Genomic DNA, 20,569 nt, shown 5'->3' on the forward strand with positions numbered 1-20,569 from the left:
GGTGATATGCGGACGCTTCCGTCCGCCTCCTGACTTTGATGAATTTGCCGGCTTGATGGCCGGCTGCCGCATTCCGATTGCCGCCTGTCCGCGGCGCATCTGCTGGTCTCGTGTCGAGGCCGGGCGGGAGCACAGATGCCGTTCCTCCGCCCGGTCTATATAGGTGGCTTAGCCCTTGAGGACTTCAACCAGCGTCTTGCCGAGGCGGGCCGGAGAGGGCGATACCTTGATGCCTGCCGATTCCATCGCCGCGATCTTCGATTCCGCATCGCCCTTGCCGCCGGAAACCACAGCGCCGGCATGGCCCATGGTGCGGCCCTTCGGCGCCGTACGGCCGGCAATGAAGCCAGCCATCGGTTTCTTGCGGCCCTTCTTGGCTTCGTCCTTGAGGAACTGGGCTGCGTCTTCTTCAGCCGCACCACCGATTTCACCGATCATGATGATCGACTGGGTCGCTTCATCGGCCAGGAACATTTCCAGGACGTCGATGAACTCGGTGCCCTTGACCGGGTCGCCGCCGATACCGACGGCCGTCGTCTGGCCGAGACCTTCATTGGAGGTCTGGAACACGGCTTCATAGGTCAGCGTGCCCGAGCGGGAAACGATACCGACCGAACCCTTGCGGAAGATCGAGCCCGGCATGATGCCGATCTTGCATTCTTCCGGCGTCATGATACCCGGGCAGTTTGGACCGAGCAGCCGCGACTTGGAGCGGTCGAGGCGAGCCTTGACCCGCACCATGTCCATGACCGGGATGCCTTCGGTGATGCAGGTGATGAACGGGATCTCGGCGTCGATCGCCTCGATGATCGCGTCTGCGGCTCCCGCCGGCGGGACATAGATGACGGTCGCGTTGGCGCCGGTCTTTTCCTTGCCCTCGGCAACGGTTGCGAAGATCGGCAGGCTTTCGCCCTTTGCGCCGGTCCAGGTTTCGCCACCCTTCTTCGGATGGATACCGCCGACCATCTGCGTGCCGTAGTAAGCAAGCGCCTGTTCGGTGTGGAACGTGCCGGTCTTGCCGGTCAGACCCTGAACGAGGACCTTGGTGTCTTTATTGACGAGAATAGACATTCTTTCAGATCCTTCAAAATTAGCCGTTGATCGCCGCGACGATCTTCTTGGCCGCATCGTCCAAGTCGTCAGCCGCCGTGATCGCCAGACCCGACTCGTTCAGGATCTTCTTGCCGAGCTCGACATTGGTGCCTTCAAGGCGCACGACGAGCGGAACCTTGAGGCCGACTTCCTTGACCGCGGCAATCACGCCCTCGGCAATGACGTCGCACTTCATGATGCCGCCGAAGATGTTGACGAGAATGCCTTCGACCTTGGGGTCTGCGGTGATGATCTTGAAAGCCGCAGCAACCTTCTCCTTGCCGGCGCCGCCGCCGACGTCGCAGAAGTTAGCCGGCTCCTTGCCGTAGAGCTTGATGATGTCCATCGTTGCCATGGCAAGGCCCGCACCATTGACCATGCAGCCGATGTTGCCGTCGAGCGCGACATAGGCGAGGTCCCACTTCGAGGCCTCGATTTCCTTGGCGTCTTCTTCGGTCTCGTCGCGCAGCACCTTAACGTCGTCGTGACGGAAGAGCGCATTGCCATCGAAAGACATCTTGGCATCGAGGACGCGCAGGTGGCCGTCCTTCATGACGATCAGCGGATTGATCTCCAGCAGAGCCATGTCCTTCTCGCCGAAAGCCTTATAGAGCATCGGGAAAAGCGTCTTGGCGTCTTCGGCGGCAGCACCCTCGAGCTCAAAAGCCTTGGAGATCGCAGCAACGTCGGCAGCCGTCACGCCGGCTTCAGGATCGATGGCGATCGTCTGGATTTTTTCGGGCGTGTCGTGGGCGACAGCTTCGATGTCCATGCCGCCTTCGGTGGAGACCACGAAAGCCACGCGACCGACCGAGCGGTCGACCAGCAGCGAGCAATAAAGCTCGCGAGCGATGTCGGCGCCGTCTTCGATGTACAGCCGGTTGACCTGCTTGCCGGCTTCGCCGGTCTGCGCCGTCACCAGCGTGTTGCCCAGCATTTCCTTGGCATGGGCGACGACTTCGTCGATCGACTTGGCGAGCCGCACGCCGCCCTTGGCTTCCGGTGACAGTTCCTTGAACTTGCCCTTGCCGCGGCCGCCGGCATGGATCTGGCTCTTGACCACGTAAAGCGGACCGGGAAGAGACTTGGCGGCAGCCTCGGCTTCTTCAACCTTGAGAATAGCCACACCTTCGGCAACCGGCGCGCCATAACCCTTCAGCAGAGCCTTGGCCTGATATTCATGAATGTTCATGGGTGTATCCCTGTTTCGATTACTTCAGCCCAGCGACTACTTGAGGGCAGGCGCGATGTTGATGCAGGCTTCGCAGAGACCGGCGACGGCGCCGACGGACTTGTCGAAGGCTTCCTTCTCGGTCTTGTTGAGATCGATCTCGATGATGCGCTCGACGCCGCCGGCGCCGATGACGGTGGGAACGCCGACATACATGTCCTTGACGCCGTACTGACCGGAGAGGTGGGCAGCACAAGGCAGAACGCGCTTCTTGTCCTTGAGGTAGGATTCGGCCATTTCGATCGCCGAGGCGGCCGGGGCGTAATAGGCCGAGCCGGTCTTCAGCAGGCCGACGATTTCGGCGCCGCCGTCACGGGTACGCTGGATGATCTCTTCGAGGCGCTCCTTGGTGACCCAGCCCATGGTGACGAGATCGGTGAGCGGAATGCCGCCGACCGTCGAATAGCGGGCGAGCGGCACCATCGTGTCGCCGTGGCCGCCGAGAACGAAGGCCGTGACGTCCTGGACGGACACGTTGAATTCCTTGGCGAGGAAAAGACGGAAACGCGAGGAGTCGAGAACGCCGGCCATGCCGACGACCTTGTTGGCCGGAAGGCCGGAAAACTTCTGCAGCGCCCAGACCATGGCGTCGAGCGGATTGGTGATGCAGATCACGAAGGCGTTCGGCGCATATTTCTTGATGCCGGCGCCGACCTGCTCCATGACCTTGAGGTTGATGCCGAGAAGATCGTCGCGGCTCATGCCGGGCTTGCGGGCGACGCCCGCCGTGACGATGCAGACGTCAGCACCTTCGATCGCGGAATAGTCGCTGGCGCCCGTCAGATTGACGTCGAAGCCTTCGACCGGCGACGATTGGGAAATATCGAGACCCTTGCCCTGGGGAATACCGTCCGCGATGTCGAAGAGAACGATGTCGCCCAGTTCCTTCAGGCCGGCGAGGTGCGCCAGCGTGCCACCAATCATGCCAGAACCAATGAGTGCGATCTTGTTACGCGCCATTTTCGCTGTTTCCTTTGCGATCAAATTCGTCGAACGGACGCGCAAGGCACCGCCCAATGACGCAATCGCATAGACCCAAAGCCAAAAAATGGCAATTCATTATTTTTGATGCAGCGTTTTCAATCGTTTAGATACAAAAATTCTTACGTAAACGTAAGGTATTCTGTCACCAAATTGTTACTCTGCGGCGCGTTTCTCATGGTGCAGCGCAAGATATTCCGCACTGCGCATCTCGAACAGGCGCGACGCCGTGCGGTCGAATTCGAAGCCCTCGGTGCCCCGACGTTGCAGCAGCAGTTCCTCCGGCATGGCCGCCGCGGAAACGTAAAGCCGCACGGCATGATCGTAGAACGTATCGACCATAATGATGAACCGTTTGATCTGGTTCCGCTTTTCCGGCCCGAGCAAGGGAATGTGATCGACGAAGACCGTATCGTAGCGCTCGGCGATGGCCAGGAAGTCAACCGCCCCGAGCGGTTTGTCGCAAAGATCGGTGAAAGAGAACCGCGCCATGCGGTCGACGGCGAGCGGCACATGGATGTGGCGCCCCTTCATCGGAATATCCAGCGGCTGCGCCTTGCGCCCATGCAGCGCCTGCGTCCAGGACGCATCCATCGCCATGTCGTTATGCTCGTTGATCGGCACCAGATAGACCGGCTGGCTGCTCAGCTTCTCCATCCGGTAGTCGGTCGGCGAACCCAGGGTGACGACATCGACATGCTGCTTGAGCAACGCGACGAAGGGCAGGAAGAGGCCGCGATTGAGACCATCCATGTAGAGATTGTCGGGCTCGACATTCGAGGTCGCGACCAGCACACATCCGCGCGCGAAAAGCTCGGAGAACAACCGTGACAGGATCATCGCATCGGCGATGTCGGTGACCGTGAACTCGTCGAAGCAGAGCAGTTCCGCCTCGTCGTAGAGCGCTGCGGCGACCGGCGGCATCGGATCGGCCTGTGTCGTCTCGCCGTTCTTGAGCTTCAGCCTGTGCGCCGCGATGCGGTTGTGCACATCCGCCATGAATTCGTGGAAATGCGCCCGGCGCTTCTTCCTGCACGGCGCCATGGCGAAGAACATATCCATCAGCATGGTCTTGCCGCGCCCGACGCTGCCGTGGATGTAAAGCCCCTTGATGCCGTCGGCGGATTTCTTCTTGGCGGCAAACAGCCAGCCGAGCGCGCTCGATTTTGCCGCCGGCCGCCGCTGCTTCAGCCCGGCGAGCACCCGGTCAAGGTTCTTTGCCACATCCATCTGAGCGGAATCGACCTGGAGGGCGCCCGATGCGGTCAGCGCTTTAAGCTGTTCGCAGACGCTGAGCGCATAATCCGGCATTGGTTGCATGGGGGCATATCCGCCTGTCAGTCAACGGCGACCCGCCGGAATATTTACCGGCTGAGACTGATCGACTGACCTGTGCTCGTCTGTCCCTCAAAGCGGTTGTCGGCCGTCTTGTAGACGCTGCCGAGCTGGTTGCCCGAGCGGTCCTTGAGCAGCACCTGCTTGCCGGCGACCTCCCAGGAGCCCATCGCCGTCAGCTCGCCGACGCAGCCGCGCGTTCCGCCGCGCGAACCGCTGCCGAGATTGGTGAGCGTCAGGAACATGTCGCAGCTGCCGTTGACACGCCAGCTTCCGACCATCGATTCCTTGGTGATATCGAGCGCATTCGCGGCCATTGCGCCAGGCTGAGCGCCCGGCATCGGCGCCGTCGTCGTCGGCGCGGCCGGAAACTGCGAACTGCCGGTTGGCGGCGGAAGCTGCCCACCCTGCACCGAGGGAACCGGCTGCGCCGTCAACGGCGCCGGGCCGGCACTGGAGCTGTAATCATATGCCGTACGCTGACAACCGGCTAGCGCGAGAGCCACCACCAGACCTGTCATCGCATATCGCAACTGCATCATCATACTCCTGAATTCGGCCATCGCCGTAGAGAAACGGGCGTGAGACAAGTCCGATTATCGTAATTCGCTTTGGTTAATCAAGTCGGGCAGCATAAATTGCCCGAGACAACAACTAACCGAAAAACGATACAGTTCAACTGTCCCGCTGCAAAACTTCCTGCACATAGAATTTGTCAGCAAGGTGTTGCCCGCGTTCATCTCTGTCAGGATCCCTGTCGAACTCCCGCAATGTCTCTCGGAATAGCGCGCCCCGGCGAACCCTGGAGAAGGATTGCACCAGCACCGATGCGGAGGCCCTGTTCGCGCACCGAGGTAAGCCTCGACCTGATCGCGGTGACGGCTTCGGGATCGAAGCCGTCGATTCCGCCAGCGGCATGCATGCCGATCAAACCCGACGCTCGACCATCATCTTCTTGATTTCGGCGATCGCCTTGGCCGGATTGAGGCCCTTCGGGCAGGTCTGCGCGCAGTTCATGATCGTGTGGCAGCGATAGAGACGGAACGGATCCTCGAGATTATCGAGGCGCTCGCCGGTCGCCTCGTCTCTGGAATCGATCAGCCAGCGATAGGCCTGCAGCAGAACGGCCGGACCGAGATAGCGGTCGCCGTTCCACCAGTAGCTCGGACAGGAGGTCGAGCAGCAGGCGCAGAGGATGCATTCATAAAGGCCATCGAGCTTCTGCCGGTCCTCGTGGCTCTGCTTCCACTCCTTGGCCGGCGCCGGCGACACCGTCTTCAGCCATGGCTCGATCGAACGGTGCTGGGCATAGAAGTTGGTGAGGTCGGGAACCAGATCCTTGACGACGGGCAGATGCGGCAGCGGATAGATCTTCACCGCACCCTTGATATCGTCGAGGCCCTTGGTGCAGGCGAGCGTGTTCGTGCCGTCGATATTCATCGCGCAGGAGCCGCAAATGCCCTCGCGACAGGAGCGGCGCAGCGTCAGCGTCGGATCGATCTTGTTCTTGATATAGAGAAGACCGTCGAGCACCATTGGCCCGCAATCGTCGACATCGATGTAGAAGGTGTCGATCGACGGGTTCTGACCGTCGTCCGGGCTCCAGCGGTAGACGCGGAATTCGCGGGTGTTCTTGGCACCCGCCGGCTTCGGCCAGACCTTGCCTTCGCGCATCTGAGAATTCTTGGGGAGAGCGAGTTCAACCATGTCCGGTTCCTCTTGAGATCAGTACACGCGCGCCTTCGGCTCGATCTTGTGCGGATCGATGCCTTCGGCGATGAGCTCGGTGTGAACAGGCCGGTAGTCGAGTTTCACGTCGCCTGCCTCGTTCACCCAGGCGAGTGTGTGCTTGCGCCAGTTGACGTCGTCGCGGCCGGCGAATGCACCCTCGGTATAGTCCTCGCGTGCATGCGAACCGCGGCTCTCCTTGCGGGCCTCGGCGCCATAGATCGTCGTGATGGCATTGGCCATCAGGTTCTGCAGCTCCAGCGTCTCGACCAGATCGGAGTTCCAGATCATCGAGCGGTCGGTGACCTTGATGTCCTTCATCTCGCCCCAGATCGCCGAAATGCGCCGGCAACCGGATTCCAGCGACTCCTGCGTGCGGAAGACGGCGGCGTCTTCCTGCATGGCGCGCTGCATCTTCTCGCGCAATTCCGCCGTCGGCGTGCCGCCGCTGGCGTGGCGCAGACCGTCGAAGCGGTCCATGATCTGATCGCAGGCTGCGACGTTGAGATGGGGAATCGGGGCTGCGCGGTCGATCACCTCGCCGGCGCGGATCGCAGCGGCCCGGCCGAAGACCACGAGGTCGATCAGCGAGTTGGAGCCGAGGCGGTTCGCGCCGTGCACCGAGGCGCAGCCGGCTTCACCCACAGCCATCAGGCCGGGGATGATCCGTTCAGGATTGGCGCCGTCGGCGTTCAGCACTTCGCCCCAATAATTCGTGGGAATGCCGCCCATATTGTAGTGAACGGTCGGCAGAACCGGAATCGGTTCGCGCGTGACGTCGACGCCGGCGAAGATCTTGGCGCTCTCGGAAATCCCCGGCAGACGTTCATGAAGAACGGCCGGATCGAGATGATCGAGATGCAGGAAAATGTGATCCTTCGCCTTGCCGACACCGCGGCCTTCGCGGATTTCCAGCGTCATGCAGCGCGAAACGACGTCGCGCGAGGCAAGGTCCTTGGCCGAAGGGGCATAACGCTCCATGAAGCGCTCGCCCTCGGAGTTGACGAGGTAACCGCCTTCGCCGCGCGCGCCTTCGGTGATCAGACAGCCCGAACCGTAGATGCCGGTCGGATGGAACTGGACGAATTCCATGTCCTGCAGCGGCAGGCCGGCGCGCGCCACCATGCCGCCGCCGTCGCCGGTGCAGGTATGGGCTGATGTTGCCGAGAAATAGGCGCGGCCGTAGCCGCCGGTCGCCAGCACAACCATCTTGGCGGCGAAGCGATGGATCGTGCCGTCATCGAGGCACCAGGCAACGACGCCGATGCAGCGGCTGCCGTCTTCCGACATGATCAGATCGAGCGCGAAATACTCGATGAAGAATTCGGCATTGTTGCGCAGCGACTGGCCGTAGAGCGTATGCAGAATGGCGTGGCCGGTACGGTCGGCAACGGCGCAGGTGCGCTGTACCGGCGGGCCTTCGCCGTAATTCTGCATGTGGCCGCCGAACGGGCGCTGATAGATCTTGCCTTCCTCGTTGCGCGAGAACGGCACGCCGTAGTGCTCGAGCTCATAGACCGCCTTCGGCGCTTCCATGGTGAGATACTGCATGGCGTCGACGTCGCCGAGCCAGTCGGAACCCTTGACGGTGTCGTAGAGGTGCCACTGCCAGCTATCCGGCGTCATGTTGCGCAGCGAGGCGGCGATGCCGCCCTGGGCCGCGACCGTATGCGAACGGGTCGGGAATACCTTGGTGATGCAGGCCGTGCGGAAACCCTGCTCGGCCATGCCGAGCGTGGCGCGCAGCCCGGCGCCACCGGCGCCGACGACGATCACGTCGTAGGAGTGATCGACATACTTGTAGGCCTTGCCATTCTGGGCGGGTGAAGTCGGTGCCATGTCAGCTTATCCTACGAATGCGATTTTCAGAATGGCGAAGAGACAGAGGCCGGCAATCAGGATCGCGAAGAACGTGTTCAGCATCAGCAGAGCGACTTTGCCGAACTCGCCATGCACATAATCCTCGATGATGGCCTGCATGCCGAGCCTCATGTGAATGACGCCCGAGATCACCATCAGCCCCATGACGACCGCGACGAAGGGGTTCGACAGCGCGCGAACCACATCCGCATAAGGCGCGCCGGCATAGGCGAGCATGAAGATGACGAAGAACAGGATGAGCGGAACATTGGCGACGGCCGTCAGTCGCTGACGCCAGAAATGATCCGTGCCGTCCTTGGCGGAGCCGAGCCCGCGAACCTTGCCGAGGGGGGTGCGCATATCCATGAGAGGACCTTCAGAAGCGAATGAGGAAGCCGATCACCCAGACCAGCACGGTCAGACAGAGCGACCCGATGATGTTGGCGATGGCGAGCTTGGTCGAGAATTCTTTCCCGAAGCCATAGCCGAGGTCCCACATGAGATGGCGGAAGCCGCCGAGCATGTGGTGCAGCAGCGCCCAAGTGTAGCCGAGAAGCACGAGCTTGCCGAGAAGGCTGCCGAGCACCCAGTTGGCCCAGTCATAGGAGCCCTGGCCGCTTGCCGCCGCGATCAGCCACCAGGCGACGAGCAGCGTGCCGACGTAGAGCGCGCTACCGGTAATGCGGTGAACGATGGACATGACCATGGTGGGAATAGGTTTGTAGATTTGCAGATGCGGCGATAGGGGCCGGTTATTTGTCACGTTCGCCATCAGAACCTCGCGGCGGCTTCTCTGCGCTCCCGGATTTCGGAGCATGCTCAGTCAACCACACGAATGACAAAATTCTCTGTGTGCGTTGCATCAATTGCGACGTTTAATCACCGGAACCGCCGACGACAAGCACAATCGCTGTCTGCTTTTAATTTAATCGATTCGCGTTACCGGGAAGTTTGCAGGCTAAGGAAACTGGTCTTTTCCGCTCAAATTTTGTGCCGGTTGTCCGACCCGAATGGACAAGCTCTGGCTTTTGGCGCAATCTGGCGTTAACGATTTGTTAGGGATCGGAATTCCGGAGGCCGGCCACCCATGTTTCGCAGTCTGACCGCAGTCGCCCTGCTTGCCCTGTCAGCACTCGCTGCACTTCCCGCCGAAGCCGGCGACCGCCGTCATGATCGTCGCTTTTCCGACCACCGCCACGCTTTTCATGGCGGACTGCTTCTCGGCGAACGTGTGAACTGGCGCAATCGCGGCATCCGCTTCGACAACGCCTATCGATCTCGGAACCGCAAAGAACGGATGCCGTTCCTGCAACATTTTTCCTCGCCGGCGACCAACCGCGTCACCCGCAACAATATCATCATCGTCGCACCCCAGCCGCAAAGCGACGGCGGCGACACCTATGCCGGCACGTCTTACGTCTATCAGGCTGATGGCGGAACCTATGTCGGCGGCGAGCGCTACGGCTTCTATCCCCCTGCGCGGCCTGAGCCGCTAGCCCCGAAAGCGAAAGTCATCGATATTGCAGTGCAGGACGATCCCTGCGCCTACGAGGCCAATGTCTGCGTCATCCGGCCTTAGAGCATGTCGCGCAAAAGTGTGCCGCGGTTTTGCGACAACGACATGCGGGAAACAAAGACCTAAAGCGCGAGGAGCGAATCTGAACGAATCGCGACGCGCTTTAGAGTGTGATGACGAACACGGGCAGCTCAAATTTGCCCGGACCCACTCTTTCGCGACGCGGCTATGTCAATACGGATGGCGCACATCGGCGGGAGATTCTTGTCCTCAAACGTCGCCCGCCGTGGCGTTCCGCTATCCGGCATCCAAGCATCCCAGGCTCTGTTCATTTCCTCGAATGAGGCAAGGTCCCTGAGCCAGATGTTGGCGAGAATGATCTCTGACTTGTCGGTACCTTCGCGCAGCAGCATATCATCGATGCGCTCCAATATTTCGTTGGTTTGCGCCGTCAAGCTCGCTCCCCTCGTGAGGTTTGCGACCTGGCCGGGCAGATAGGCGGCAGCCGCGAGGAGGGTTTCGTCAACTTTGGCTTGCCCCATCATCGTATTCGCAGACTTCCATGAATGCTTGAGATTGGGCCGTCGACCCTTCATGGATCACTGTGGGGCTTCGCTCGCCAGTCCGGTAGAGCGAATTAAATTGACCCGATATAATGGAAGCTGAACGCTCCCGGAACAGGATGTTGTCCGAAAACCGATCACGCTTTTCGGCATCATGTTCTAGCTGGACAATATGGCCGTATGCCGCGAAATGAAGTCCACAAGGTAGCGCGCGCCTTCGGCCGTCTCGGGTTGAGCATAGAGACCGATCTCGATGCGCACCGGACCGGGCAGATCCGCCGATCTGTCAAGCGTCCGGCAGCCCTCCGGTTTCGTGGTGAGCATCATTGGCGCGATGCCGATACCGACGCGAACCGCGGTCGCCATGGCCACCAGCGTCGATGCGACACACGCCGTCTTCCATTTGACGTTCCGCTGGGACAGAGCCGCAATCGTCGGGAGCGTCCAGGGGCACTCCTCCTCGAACATGATGATCGGAAGCGGTTTTTCCGTATCCGCCACAAAGTCGGATCTAACCGTCCACATCAAATATTCAGTCCAGATCAGGGTCGGTTTTCGCGAGAGGCAGGTGATGTCGCAAACCACGAGATCCAGCTTCCTGTCTTCAAACAGTTTGGCGAGGCGGCGATTCGGCTCGACAATGATGTCGATCTCGACCTTCGGGTTCTGGGCTCTGAAGGCACTAAGAATGTCGATCAGGTGGCCGGCTGCGAAGTCCTCAACGACGCCGAGGCGAATGCGGTCCTCGATCATCTTGCCTGTCAGCCTTTTCCCGACCTCGTCGCTGAGGGCGACCATTTCGCGGGCATAAGCCAGCATGATCTGCCCATGGCTCGTCAGCTCGAGGCCCTTTGATGAACGCGAAAACAGCGTAACGCCGACAAGCTCCTCCAGCTTGCGGATCTGCATGCTCACGGCCGCCTGCGTTCTGTTCAGCTTGACGGCTGCTCGATTGACGGTGCCGATCTCCGCGACGGTCAGAAATGCACGAAGCAGGTAGGAATCAAGATCAAGCATCAGAAGCCGCATTCCATACTTTGTGGCGCTCGAGAGCCGAGGGCCTCTCTGCCCGTAAGTGGATATTGGACGAACCATGTCCTTCCGGCAACTGGTGACCCTTATCCCCGGGCGAGCGCAAGCTGCGCCCGGTCAATGCCAGCTTATTGCGCGAATAGAACGCAGCCTGGGGCGGAATCGAAACGCTGATCTCCTGCCCGCGAGCGAAGGTTATGTCTGGACGGTTCGGGCAAGCCGAGATTATCCGGTCGCCACTGACGAGGTCCAGAACGACATGCCTGAAGGCACCGAGTGTCACGACGTCGGCAACGCGTCCGGGCATGGCTCCGGCATCCGGAGCGCCGGACGACATCTCGACGCTTTCCGGCCTCACCCAAGTCTCGGCGGCGCCTGAGGTTTCCAACCGCGATAGTGGGAAAATACTCGCCGGCTTATAAAGTTTTCTGAACATACCGATGAACGCATTACCCGCATCGCGGAGCATCGACGGATCCAAGCTATCAAGAATCGTTATATCCCCTCTCGAATTTTCGCGGTTCCAAGAGAAGCGGGCGGCCCCGATGATGATGGCAGCATCATACCGTGGGAGCCTGCCTTGACCATTGACCATGACTTTCTGGAGGACTTGAGAAAGCGCTTCGGCAGCGCTGCAGGCGGGGAGATGGAAGATCAGCACTTCCGCGCCGTGGCGGCGAGCGTATTCAAGGACGGCGACAGCCGCAAATGGCCCTTCGCCGATCCCGCGACCTTTCTGGATGCCCGTTTCATCGAGAACGGCTTGCGGCCCGAGGTGCTTGAGGCGCTTGACGTGGCTTTGATCGGTGTGCCGATGGACCTCGGCGTCACCAATCGCGCCGGCGCGCGGCTGGGGCCGCGGGCCGTCCGGGCGATCGAGCGTATAGGCCCCTACGAACATGTTCTGCGTGTCGCGCCGATGGGAGGGTTAAAGGTCGCCGATGTCGGCGACGTGCCGATGCGCAGCCGGTTCGACCTGGCCGAGTGCCATGCCGACATCGAGGCCTGCTACCGGATGATCGCGGCAACCGGGGTCATCCCGCTGTCGGTCGGCGGCGACCATTCGATCTCCGGCGCCATCCTCAAGGGCCTGGCGGCCAGCCAGCCGGTAGGCATGATCCACATCGACGCTCATTGCGACACCGCCGGTCCCTATGAGGGCTCCAAGTTCCATCACGGCGCGCCTTTCCGTGAGGCGGTTCTGGCGGGCGTGCTCGATCCGAAGCGTACGATCCAGATCGGCATCCGCGGTGGCGGCGAATATCTCTGGGAGTTCTCCTTTGCCTCCGGCATGACCGTCATTCACGCCGAAGAGGTGGCGGAGATGGGGCTCAGGGCGGTGATCGCAAAGGCTCTGGAGGTAGTCGGTGCCGGTCCGACCTATCTCAGTTTCGACGTGGATAGCCTCGATCCGGCCTTCGCCCCGGGAACCGGCACGCCGGAAGTCGGCGGGCTTCAGCCGAGGGAAGCCCTGACTCTGCTGCGCGGCTTCAAGGGCATCAACCTCGTCGGCGGCGACGTCGTGGAAATCGCGCCGCAATACGACAACACCACCAACACCGCGCAGATCGCGGCGCAGGTGTTTTTCGAACTCCTGTGCCTCGCGATGTTCAGTCCCGCGGTCAGGACAAAGCTGACCTGAGAACCAGCTCCACAACGGCAGCGTGCCTCGTGCCCGCTGCCATCCATCACCTGTCGCACAACACGTCTCAAAAAGGGGAACGACATGACTGCTCTTATGAAATTGCGCTACACCGCCACCGCGGCAATTGCCCTGTTCGGCATTCTGGCAGGGGCCGCACAGGCCGACGAACTTGCCGATATCAAGGCCGCAGGCGAGATCAACATCGGCATCTTCTCCGATTTCCCGCCCTTCTCTTCGGCAAGCGCCGATATGAGCATCAAGGGCTATGACGTCGATGTCGCTCAGAAGATCGCCGACGGGCTCGGCGTGAAACTCAATCTGGTCAGCGTTACTGGCCAGAACAGGATCGCCTACCTGAACGACGACCGCGTCGACCTGCTGATGAGCGTCGGCTATTCGAAGGAGCGCGCCGAGGTTATCGATTTTGCGGCCCCGTACGCTCCCTATTATATCGCCGTCATTGGTCCGGCTGCGCTGAAGGTCAGCGGCAAGGAAGACCTCGCCGACAAGACCGTTGCCGTCAATCGTGGGACGCTCGAAGACACGTCGCTGACGGCCGTCGCCCCCGGCTCGGCTGCGATCCAGCGTTTCGAGAACTATAATTCGGTCATCCAGGCCTTCATTTCCGGCCAGACCCAGTTGATGGTCGTCGGCAACGATGTCGGTGCGCAGGTTCTCGCACGACAGGAGGAGCTGAAGCCGGAGCAGAAGTTCCAGCTCCTCAGCTCCCCCTCGCACATCGCGCTCCGCAAGGGCGAGGAAGGCCTGAAGAAGGTTGTCAACGACAGCGTCGCCGCAATGATCTCCGATGGTTCGCTCGACGCAAGCTCGAAGAGCTGGCTGAAAGCGCCGCTCAACCCTGAAAACCTGAAGGACTGACGAGCACGGCCTCCCACTCACCTGAGCGTGATGCCGAAAACTGCAGGCGATTGCGGTGGCATCATGCTCCAATTCTTTGCTTGAGAGGCGGGTCGGGATTCGGTCGGCCCGGCTTGGATCATCCGGCTCCAAAGGACAAGCGATGAAATACAGCCTCGATTTCAATTGGCTTTGGGACGGAATGGGAGCTCTGGCTTATGGCGCAGGCACGACGCTTGCACTGACGGTCTCCACATCGGTCCTCGGGATCATTCTCAGCATTCTCGGCGCAGCCGCGCGCCGGGGACCTTATCCATGGTTGCGCAAAGTCGTCGGCCTGTATGTGGAAATCATGCGCAACACGCCATTCCTGGTGCAGCTGTTCTTCATCTTCTTTGGCTTGCCTAGCCTCGGCATTCGCCTCGATCCGATCACTGCCGCCGTGCTTGCCATGACCCTCAACATGGCGGCCTACACGATCGAGGTGGTCGGAGCCGGGCTCGATGCCATACCGAGAGGCCAGAAGGAGGCGGCGCAGGCACTCGGCCTCAGGCCTCGGCTAGTATTCTTCAAGATCATCCTGCCGCAGGCGATCGCCATCATTTTTCCGGCGCTGACGAGCCAGATCATCATCATGATGCTGGAATCGGCGGTGGTTTCGCAAATATCCGTCCGCGAGTTGGCGCAGGAGGCCGATCTGCTTCAATCACGCACCTTTCGCTCCTTCGAGACCTATCTGGTGGCGACGTTGATCTACCTTGCGATGTCCGCCGCACTTCGCCGGCTCCTTTTCGCCGGGAAACGCCGTTTTCTGGGAGCCGGTCTGACATGATTGAGTTCACCTTTTGGGACATTCTGCGCAATCTTGTCTTCGCGACACGCTGGACTCTGCTGCTTTCGCTCGCAGCCTTTGCCGGCGGCGCCATCGTTGGCCTGGCGATTCTATCTGCACGGATATCGAAAACACGCTGGCCGCGCAGCTTCGCGTCCGGCTACATTGCCCTGTTTCAGGGAACGCCGCTCCTGATGCAGCTGTTTTTGATGTTCTTCGGCCTGCCGATGCTCGGCTTCCGGATCGAGTCATGGACCGCCGCCGTCTGCGGTCTAACGTTCTACGCCAGCGCTTATCTTGCCGAAATCTGGCGGAGCGGTGTCGAGGCAGTGCCGCGCGGGCAATGGGACGCCGCAGCCAGCCTGGGCTTGCATCGTCTCCTCGAACTTCGCCTTGTCATCCTGCCGCAGGCTTTCCGGATCACGCGTGCGCCGACCGTCGGGTTCTTGGTCCAGTTGATCAAGAGCACCGCACTGGCATCGATCCTCGGCTTCGACGAACTGCTGAAAACCGCGAACGCCATCAACAACGCGACCTTCGAACCTTTCAAGGTCTACGGTCTCGTCGCGGTGATCTTCTTCGCCCTGTGCTACCCGCTGACGCAATACGCCAGAATTCTGGAGAAGAAAGCGGCGTTTGGCTGAGCGGTGCCGAGGTGCTCCGCATGCCGATCGCAACGAAGTGTCCAAAGGGCCGATGCCGGTTTGGTGCGCCGCGCAGCGGCGACGCGGCTCTCGTTCAATCGCACAGGATTCGCTTTATCCAGCAGTCAGACCTTCCTGAGAGATCGCTTCCATGACCGACACACAAATCCGTATTCTCGATGCCCGGACAACGGGCGAGCTTCTCCCTTTCGGCCCACTGGTCGCGACCCTGCGGCAAGCATTTGCCGAAGGCTGTGTCGTGCCGGTACGGCATCACCACACGATAGCCAATAGCGGCGAGCCGGATGCGACGCTGCTTCTGATGCCCGCCTGGCATGAAACGCACCGGTCGGAGCGCTACCTTGGGATCAAGATCGTCACCGTCTTTCCCGGCAACACGCTGCGCGGCATTCCCGGTTTGACCTCGACTTACATGCTCTATGATGGCCGGACCGGGATGCAGCTTGCGCTCCTTGACGGAAACACGATCACCACGCGCCGCACGGTAGCGGCATCTGCCCTTGCCGCGGATTATCTTACCCGAAAGGATGCACGCCGTCTGCTGGTGATCGGCGCAGGCCGCGTCGCGAGCCTCATACCCGATGCCTACCGCGCCGTCCGGCCGATCGCAGACGTCGATATCTGGGATATCGATCCCGCCAGCGCCGAACGGCCGGCGCAGAGCCTCCGGCAACAGGGGCTCCAGGCCGCAGCCGTCACGGATCTGGAGGCAGCGGCGCGGCAGGCCGATATCGTCAGTGCGGCGACGCTGGCGACCGCACCGCTTATCCGCGGCGAATGGCTGAGGCCGGGCACCCACGTCGATCTGATCGGCGGCTTCACCCCGGCGATGCGCGAGGCCGATGACGAGGCGCTTCGACGCTCGTCTGTCTATATCGACACCCACGAAGCCCTTCACGAAGCGGGCGATCTGGTTCAGCCGATCAGCGCTGGCGTCATTTCTGCAGATGCGGTGCGTGCGACACTTGACGAGCTGAGCCGCCGGGATGTTCCAGCGCGGACGTCCAACGATGAGATCACCCTCTACAAGGCAGTCGGAACGACGTTGGCCGATCTTGCCGCCGCGACGATGGTGTATGAAGCCGCCTCGGTCGCCGGCTGACGTCTTCTGGTCCGGGCGATCGCGAACGATCGGAACGCGCCTGTTGCTCGTCTCCGGTAGTCCAGGACCTGCGCCAGAGGCAAGAACTATTGGTGCTTCCTTCCGCCGACGGCGTTCCCTACAATCTCGCCTGCCCTCCCCGAGCCCTGGAAATGAGGTTTACATGAGCACGCTTACCCGCTTCTCCGTTCAGCCGCTCTCGACCATGACCCGCCGTCTTGCGGATGTCGCCTCCGCTCGTCGCGAACCCGACCTGGTTATCCAGGGCGCACGCGTCTTGTCCACCTATTCGGAGCGCCTTCTCGACGGACGCGAAGTCTGGATTTCGGGGGGCCGCATTGCAGCCGTGAAGCCGGCCGGCAGCTACAGAGGCGGGAGTGCCAAGCTCTACGACGCAAAGGGCGGCATCATCGCCCCGGGCTTGGTCGATCCGCATATCCATATCGAATCCTCGATGGTGACGGCCTGCGCCTATGCGGAAGCGGCGCTCCTCAACGGCACGACGACGATCTTCTGCGACAGCCACGAGATCGGCAATGTCATGGACGTCGCCGGCGTCGAGGCCATGCTCGAGGATGCACGGCAGGCGCCGCTGTCGATCTTCCTAACCGTGCCGAGCACCGTGCCGGCGACGACGCCGGATCTGGAAACAGCCGGCGGCGACCTGACGCCGGACAAGATCGCCGCCCTGTTCGACAAATGGCCGGAAGCCGTGGCTCTCGGTGAGAAAATGGATTTTGTCCCCGTTGCGATGGGCGACGAGCGCAGCCATGCGATCCTGGCTGCAGCACTCGGGCGTGGCAGGCCGGTGTCGGGCCATATCTACGGACGAGAGTTCGTTGCCGCCTATGCCGCATCCGGCGTTACCGACACGCATGAAGCCATCGACCGCGACATTGCCGACGACCTGCTGGAAGCCGGCGTGTGGATCTTCCTGCGCGGCGGCCCGCCGACGACTCCCTGGCATTCGCTGCCGCAGGCGATCAAGACGATCACCGAGCTCGGCGCTTCCCACAAGCGCGTCGCCGTCTGCACCGACGACCGTGATGCGGAAGATCTGCTCGCCTTCGGCCTGGACTGGGTAACGCGCGAAGCCGTGAAATACGGCATGAGGCCGGAAGAGGCCTGGGCGATGGGTTCGCTGCACGGCGCGACGCGGTTCGGCATGGAGGGCGAAATCGGCGGTCTGGGCGGCGGGCGCCGCGCCGACCTGGTGCTTCTCAGCGACGACCTTACGCCGATCAGCACCTGGTATGGCGGCGAACTCGTCGTCGACGGCAAGAAGATCACGCCGATCCTCGACGAAGCCCTATCGAAACCGTACCGCTATCCGGATGCCGCCTACCACACGGTCAAGCTGCCGAAAAATCTCAAGCTGACACCGGACCTACCGACGGAGACGGTCGTCGCTCATACGATCAGGACGGAGCTGCCTGGCATTACCCTTGGCCATGTCATCGTCACGCTGGAACCGGCCAATGACTGGCAAGCCCATTTCGACAAGCACGACCTCTGCTTCGTGACGGTGGTGGAACGTCACGGCAAGTCTGCCGGCAATGTCGCCCACGGACTGCTCAACGGCTTCGGGCTCAGACAAGGGGCTGTCGCATCCTCGGTCGGCCACGACAGCCACAACATCATCGTCGCCGGCACCAATGCCGCGGACATGCAGGTGGCGCTCGACGCGATCGAGGAAAAGCAGGGTGGCGTCTGTGTCGTCATGGACGGCAAGGTGACGGCCATGGTGCCACTGCCGATCGCCGGGCTTTTGTCCGACAAGCGCGTGCACCAGGTCGCGGACAAGGTAAAGGCCTTGAAGCTCGAATGGGAAAGGGCAGGCTGCACCATCGCCTATATGGGCTTCAACCTTATCCCGCTATCGGTCATCCCGGAAATCCGGATAACCGACAAGGGCCTGGTGCTGGTGCCGGAAATGGTGATCTCGCCGCTCTTCGAAAAGGCCTGAAAGCTGGCAATCCGATGGTGAAAGAGGTGCCGATCCTTCGCCGTGACGGGGCAAGAAAACCGAATTTGTCGCTAGAGCAATTCCAGGAAAAGTGCGAAGCGGTTTTCCGTCCGGAATGCGTAAAAACAAAAGGATAGAGCGGTTCTGCGCTTCCGTTAAAAGCTGAACCGCTCTAACAAACCACGATCAATAACGTTAGGCATCGAGCGCACGTTGTTTGGCAGTCGAGATCAGATCCTTGAAGTGCGCAGCAATTCTATCTTCGCGGCTAGCGTCCTCTGCTTCCCATCCGAACTTCCACGCGTCGTGACGCGCAAGCCAATCGCCGAGGGCGCTGGTATCACCAGTCGGCATCCTATGGGCGGCGAGGTATGGGTTTTCGTGAGCCTTCAGGCCGAGCACCCGCGCCCTTGAGCCCGCTTCCTGCAGATCGATCAGCTCTTCAATCGTCATACGCGATCCCCCACGATGCCGGCGACGGTAGCATCGTAGTCCGCGCATGCAAGTGAATGCTAATTAATGGGTTAATTTGGGACAGTTGCGGTGACAAGCGTCCAATGACCACACCCCAGAATAACCTCCTGCCACCACGGGCCGGTGTCGCCCGCCGCCTCCACCCGCATCCAACTCTTGCCGTGACACACAAAAATGCAACTGCAATACTAGAGGTCAGCGACTTGTAGATGCATTCGCGTAAATGCGATTAGGCTTTCGATGTGTTGGGCGACAGCTCGGCGCGTTTCCTCAACATCGCCCCGGTCGATCGCCTCGATGATAACGAGGTGTTCCGTGGAGTCCGGCTTCAGGCGATCTTTCAGGCGGTCGATTTCGAAGAGACGCGTGGTCGCCCGAAGCTCCCGCAGTACCTTTGCCATGACCGCGTTGCCGCAATGATCAATGATCATATTATGGAGATTGTCGTCCGAGAACCAGTGCGCGTCTGTGTGATACGCCGTCGCATCCAAAAGGTCGTGGATTTCCTGCCGGACGCTGATCAAAAGCCGCCGCGGAATGGCGTTGATCGACAGTACCGCCGCTTCAGGTTCGATCAACAACCTCAGTTTCAAGCTTTGAAGATACTCGCCGACATCCACCTGTCGCACGACGTAGTTTCGGCCATCGCCCTTGCGAACCAGGCCTTCGCCTTCTAACCTCTGCAGCGCTTCGCGCAGCGGTGTCCTCGAAATCCCGAGTGTCTCGGCAAGCCTTGCCTCAACGATGACATGCCCGCCTTTCAGCCGGCGATGCCGGATCATGTCGGACACGGCCTTGTAGGTCAGCGATGCAAGATTATGCTGCCCTTTCTCCGCAATTTTCCGACCCGGGGCCGCTAAGGCGTCTGTCACCGGTTGCTATTTCCTTGTTCTTTAGGGCGTTGGCCGCTCGACGCGGCACCGCGCTTTCCTTACGCGATCACTTGTTACATATGATAGCCGATTTGGAAAAGGACTGGAACGAGTGCAGATGGACGATGGTCTGAATGAAGTTGGCGACTCCAGCCTTGCTGACGAAACCTACCGTTCCCTGCTGGCCGATATTCTATCAGCCAGGCTCGCGGGGGGATCGGTCATCCAGCAACGCCGCCTGGCGACGAAACATGCCGTTTCGCGTTCTCCCATGCGCCACGCGCTGGGACGTCTTGAAGGAGAGGGACTACTTGTCAGAAACGAAAAAGGCGTTCTCTCGGTCAGGGTCATCAGTCTCAAGGATTACCTTGACAGTCTCACCATGAGAATGCTGCTCGAACCAACGGCGGCCGCGCTCGCCAGTCCCCATGTTTCGCGACTTGAACTGGACCCTTTGACAAAGATGCTTGACGAGGTCGAGGCCGACCCCGAACCTGACCCAGAGGTGGTTTGGGCGTTTGACGATGCGCTTCACAACTATATCGCAAGCGAGAGCCGCAACCCCTTTATGGCAACCACTATCGGGGAGATGCGGCGCTACACAACGATCTTCGAGCGGCAGCTGCCTGTGGTGCGGGCAAAGCCGGGCGTGCGGGAACATCGAGCGATCCTGCTTGCCTTGGCCGCCAACGATGCCGAGGCGGCTCGCCGAGCCATGACCGACCATCTCGAAGTCGTCCGTCAGGGCGTGCTTGCGAACTACTGAATCAATGAGTTGAGAATGCACTTGCTTCTACGGTGGACTTTTGTATAAAAG

General features: G+C 60.8%; 22 protein-coding genes. 8 read left to right on the forward strand and 14 right to left on the reverse strand.

Annotated features, from left to right (window positions below):
- Positions 1–168: 168 nt before the first annotated feature.
- The 9 genes from sucD to sdhC all read right to left on the reverse strand — a co-directional run bounded on the left by sucD (position 169) and on the right by sdhC (position 8,999).
- A complete protein-coding gene (sucD, locus tag RWK44_RS02920) occupies positions 169–1,071 on the reverse strand; it encodes a succinate--CoA ligase subunit alpha (RefSeq protein WP_065281498.1) in 903 nt (300 codons plus the stop codon).
- A gap of 19 nt (positions 1,072–1,090) precedes the next feature.
- Complete coding sequence (gene sucC, locus RWK44_RS02925; protein ID WP_011653813.1) at positions 1,091–2,284, reverse strand: ADP-forming succinate--CoA ligase subunit beta; 1,194 nt, start codon at positions 2,282–2,284, stop codon at positions 1,091–1,093.
- A gap of 36 nt (positions 2,285–2,320) precedes the next feature.
- On the reverse strand, positions 2,321–3,283 hold the full coding sequence (gene mdh, locus RWK44_RS02930; RefSeq protein ID WP_003543522.1) for a malate dehydrogenase: 963 nt from the start codon (positions 3,281–3,283) through the stop codon (positions 2,321–2,323).
- Between the two features lie 177 nt (positions 3,284–3,460).
- Positions 3,461–4,624: a cell division protein ZapE gene (zapE, locus tag RWK44_RS02935; RefSeq protein WP_222009755.1), complete on the reverse strand. Its 1,164-nt coding sequence runs from the start codon at positions 4,622–4,624 to the stop codon at positions 3,461–3,463.
- 44 nt (positions 4,625–4,668) lie between these two features.
- Positions 4,669–5,178 (reverse strand): protease inhibitor Inh/omp19 family protein, encoded by a 510-nt coding sequence (locus tag RWK44_RS02940; protein ID WP_316028342.1) that lies wholly within the window; start codon positions 5,176–5,178, stop codon positions 4,669–4,671.
- 388 nt (positions 5,179–5,566) lie between these two features.
- Positions 5,567–6,346 (reverse strand): succinate dehydrogenase iron-sulfur subunit, encoded by a 780-nt coding sequence (locus RWK44_RS02945; protein ID WP_003567268.1) that lies wholly within the window; start codon positions 6,344–6,346, stop codon positions 5,567–5,569.
- Positions 6,347–6,364: 18 nt separating this feature from the next.
- Positions 6,365–8,206 (reverse strand): succinate dehydrogenase flavoprotein subunit, encoded by a 1,842-nt coding sequence (gene sdhA, locus RWK44_RS02950; RefSeq protein ID WP_221999429.1) that lies wholly within the window; start codon positions 8,204–8,206, stop codon positions 6,365–6,367.
- 6 nt (positions 8,207–8,212) lie between these two features.
- Complete coding sequence (gene sdhD, locus RWK44_RS02955) at positions 8,213–8,593, reverse strand: succinate dehydrogenase, hydrophobic membrane anchor protein (RefSeq protein WP_025396295.1); 381 nt, start codon at positions 8,591–8,593, stop codon at positions 8,213–8,215.
- A 10-nt stretch (positions 8,594–8,603) separates the two neighbouring features.
- Entirely contained in the window at positions 8,604–8,999 is a 396-nt protein-coding gene (gene sdhC, locus RWK44_RS02960) for a succinate dehydrogenase, cytochrome b556 subunit (protein ID WP_025396296.1), read from the reverse strand.
- Positions 9,000–9,314: 315 nt separating this feature from the next.
- Here sdhC and RWK44_RS02965 point away from each other — a divergent pair, with 315 nt between their 5' ends.
- Positions 9,315–9,806, forward strand: coding sequence for a hypothetical protein (locus RWK44_RS02965; protein ID WP_131661276.1), 492 nt, complete (start codon positions 9,315–9,317; stop codon positions 9,804–9,806).
- A gap of 128 nt (positions 9,807–9,934) precedes the next feature.
- On the opposite strand, the gene RWK44_RS02970 is transcribed toward RWK44_RS02965, so the two are convergent.
- The 3 genes from RWK44_RS02970 to RWK44_RS35020 form a co-directional block, all read right to left on the reverse strand.
- Positions 9,935–10,288, reverse strand: coding sequence for a RidA family protein (locus RWK44_RS02970; RefSeq protein ID WP_131661277.1), 354 nt, complete (start codon positions 10,286–10,288; stop codon positions 9,935–9,937).
- A 177-nt stretch (positions 10,289–10,465) separates the two neighbouring features.
- Positions 10,466–11,335 carry a LysR family transcriptional regulator gene (locus RWK44_RS02975; RefSeq protein ID WP_206105857.1) on the reverse strand — a complete coding sequence of 290 codons (870 nt, stop codon included), beginning with the start codon at positions 11,333–11,335 and terminating at the stop codon, positions 10,466–10,468.
- Positions 11,316–11,807, reverse strand: a complete 492-nt coding sequence (locus RWK44_RS35020; protein WP_246621887.1) for a TOBE domain-containing protein — start codon at positions 11,805–11,807, stop codon at positions 11,316–11,318. Before RWK44_RS35020 ends, RWK44_RS02975 begins: the two co-directional genes overlap by 20 nt.
- Positions 11,808–11,918: 111 nt before the next feature.
- On the opposite strand from RWK44_RS35020, the gene speB reads away from it, so the two are divergent.
- From speB to RWK44_RS03010, 6 genes are all read left to right on the forward strand, one after another.
- Positions 11,919–12,980 carry an agmatinase gene (gene speB / locus RWK44_RS02985; protein WP_222061668.1) on the forward strand — a complete coding sequence of 354 codons (1,062 nt, stop codon included), beginning with the start codon at positions 11,919–11,921 and terminating at the stop codon, positions 12,978–12,980.
- 84 nt (positions 12,981–13,064) lie between these two features.
- On the forward strand, positions 13,065–13,862 hold the full coding sequence (locus tag RWK44_RS02990; protein WP_222061670.1) for a transporter substrate-binding domain-containing protein: 798 nt from the start codon (positions 13,065–13,067) through the stop codon (positions 13,860–13,862).
- A gap of 142 nt (positions 13,863–14,004) precedes the next feature.
- Positions 14,005–14,673 carry an amino acid ABC transporter permease gene (locus RWK44_RS02995; protein ID WP_316028343.1) on the forward strand — a complete coding sequence of 223 codons (669 nt, stop codon included), beginning with the start codon at positions 14,005–14,007 and terminating at the stop codon, positions 14,671–14,673.
- Entirely contained in the window at positions 14,670–15,317 is a 648-nt protein-coding gene (locus RWK44_RS03000; protein WP_170260925.1) for an amino acid ABC transporter permease, read from the forward strand. The genes RWK44_RS02995 and RWK44_RS03000 overlap by 4 nt, the downstream gene beginning before the upstream one ends.
- Positions 15,318–15,468: 151 nt before the next feature.
- Complete coding sequence (locus RWK44_RS03005) at positions 15,469–16,440, forward strand: ornithine cyclodeaminase family protein (RefSeq protein ID WP_316028344.1); 972 nt, start codon at positions 15,469–15,471, stop codon at positions 16,438–16,440.
- Between the two features lie 163 nt (positions 16,441–16,603).
- The gene (locus tag RWK44_RS03010; protein ID WP_316028345.1) at positions 16,604–18,406 is read left to right on the forward strand and encodes an adenine deaminase; all 1,803 of its coding nucleotides are present in this window, start codon (positions 16,604–16,606) and stop codon (positions 18,404–18,406) included.
- 195 nt (positions 18,407–18,601) lie between these two features.
- Here the strand turns inward: RWK44_RS03010 and RWK44_RS03015 are convergent, their stop codons facing one another.
- Together RWK44_RS03015 and RWK44_RS03020 are read right to left on the reverse strand one after the other, a co-directional pair.
- A complete protein-coding gene (locus RWK44_RS03015; protein ID WP_168283364.1) occupies positions 18,602–18,859 on the reverse strand; it encodes a CrpP-related protein in 258 nt (85 codons plus the stop codon).
- A gap of 209 nt (positions 18,860–19,068) precedes the next feature.
- Positions 19,069–19,752: a GntR family transcriptional regulator gene (locus RWK44_RS03020; RefSeq protein WP_027666893.1), complete on the reverse strand. Its 684-nt coding sequence runs from the start codon at positions 19,750–19,752 to the stop codon at positions 19,069–19,071.
- A gap of 112 nt (positions 19,753–19,864) precedes the next feature.
- Between RWK44_RS03020 and RWK44_RS03025 the strand changes: the two genes are divergently transcribed.
- The gene (locus tag RWK44_RS03025; protein WP_316028346.1) at positions 19,865–20,518 is read left to right on the forward strand and encodes a GntR family transcriptional regulator; all 654 of its coding nucleotides are present in this window, start codon (positions 19,865–19,867) and stop codon (positions 20,516–20,518) included.
- Positions 20,519–20,569 lie beyond the last annotated feature (51 nt).

This window comes from Rhizobium sp. 25PS6 (genome assembly GCF_032464655.1).
Classification (GTDB): domain Bacteria; phylum Pseudomonadota; class Alphaproteobacteria; order Rhizobiales; family Rhizobiaceae; genus Rhizobium; species Rhizobium laguerreae.

Bases quoted from the DNA above. Each gene is read 5' to 3' on its own strand.
- RWK44_RS02995 (WP_316028343.1), top strand. From the start codon at position 14,005: ATGAAATACAGCCTCGATTTCAATTGGCTTTGGGACGGAATGGGAGCT.
- RWK44_RS02990 (WP_222061670.1), top strand. From the start codon at position 13,065: ATGACTGCTCTTATGAAATTGCGCTACACCGCCACCGCGGCAATTGCC.
- sucD (WP_065281498.1), bottom strand. From the start codon at position 1,071: ATGTCTATTCTCGTCAATAAAGACACCAAGGTCCTCGTTCAGGGTCTG.
- sdhC (WP_025396296.1), bottom strand. From the start codon at position 8,999: ATGGCGAACGTGACAAATAACCGGCCCCTATCGCCGCATCTGCAAATC.
- zapE (WP_222009755.1), bottom strand. From the start codon at position 4,624: ATGCAACCAATGCCGGATTATGCGCTCAGCGTCTGCGAACAGCTTAAA.
- sucC (WP_011653813.1), bottom strand. From the start codon at position 2,284: ATGAACATTCATGAATATCAGGCCAAGGCTCTGCTGAAGGGTTATGGC.
- RWK44_RS03010 (WP_316028345.1), top strand. From the start codon at position 16,604: ATGAGCACGCTTACCCGCTTCTCCGTTCAGCCGCTCTCGACCATGACC.
- RWK44_RS02945 (WP_003567268.1), bottom strand. From the start codon at position 6,346: ATGGTTGAACTCGCTCTCCCCAAGAATTCTCAGATGCGCGAAGGCAAG.
- RWK44_RS02975 (WP_206105857.1), bottom strand. From the start codon at position 11,335: ATGCGGCTTCTGATGCTTGATCTTGATTCCTACCTGCTTCGTGCATTT.
- RWK44_RS02940 (WP_316028342.1), bottom strand. From the start codon at position 5,178: ATGCAGTTGCGATATGCGATGACAGGTCTGGTGGTGGCTCTCGCGCTA.
- RWK44_RS03005 (WP_316028344.1), top strand. From the start codon at position 15,469: ATGACCGACACACAAATCCGTATTCTCGATGCCCGGACAACGGGCGAG.
- RWK44_RS03015 (WP_168283364.1), bottom strand. From the start codon at position 18,859: ATGACGATTGAAGAGCTGATCGATCTGCAGGAAGCGGGCTCAAGGGCG.
- RWK44_RS35020 (WP_246621887.1), bottom strand. From the start codon at position 11,807: ATGCTCCGCGATGCGGGTAATGCGTTCATCGGTATGTTCAGAAAACTT.
- mdh (WP_003543522.1), bottom strand. From the start codon at position 3,283: ATGGCGCGTAACAAGATCGCACTCATTGGTTCTGGCATGATTGGTGGC.
- RWK44_RS02965 (WP_131661276.1), top strand. From the start codon at position 9,315: ATGTTTCGCAGTCTGACCGCAGTCGCCCTGCTTGCCCTGTCAGCACTC.
- sdhA (WP_221999429.1), bottom strand. From the start codon at position 8,206: ATGGCACCGACTTCACCCGCCCAGAATGGCAAGGCCTACAAGTATGTC.
- RWK44_RS02970 (WP_131661277.1), bottom strand. From the start codon at position 10,288: ATGATGGGGCAAGCCAAAGTTGACGAAACCCTCCTCGCGGCTGCCGCC.
- RWK44_RS03000 (WP_170260925.1), top strand. From the start codon at position 14,670: ATGATTGAGTTCACCTTTTGGGACATTCTGCGCAATCTTGTCTTCGCG.
- sdhD (WP_025396295.1), bottom strand. From the start codon at position 8,593: ATGGATATGCGCACCCCCCTCGGCAAGGTTCGCGGGCTCGGCTCCGCC.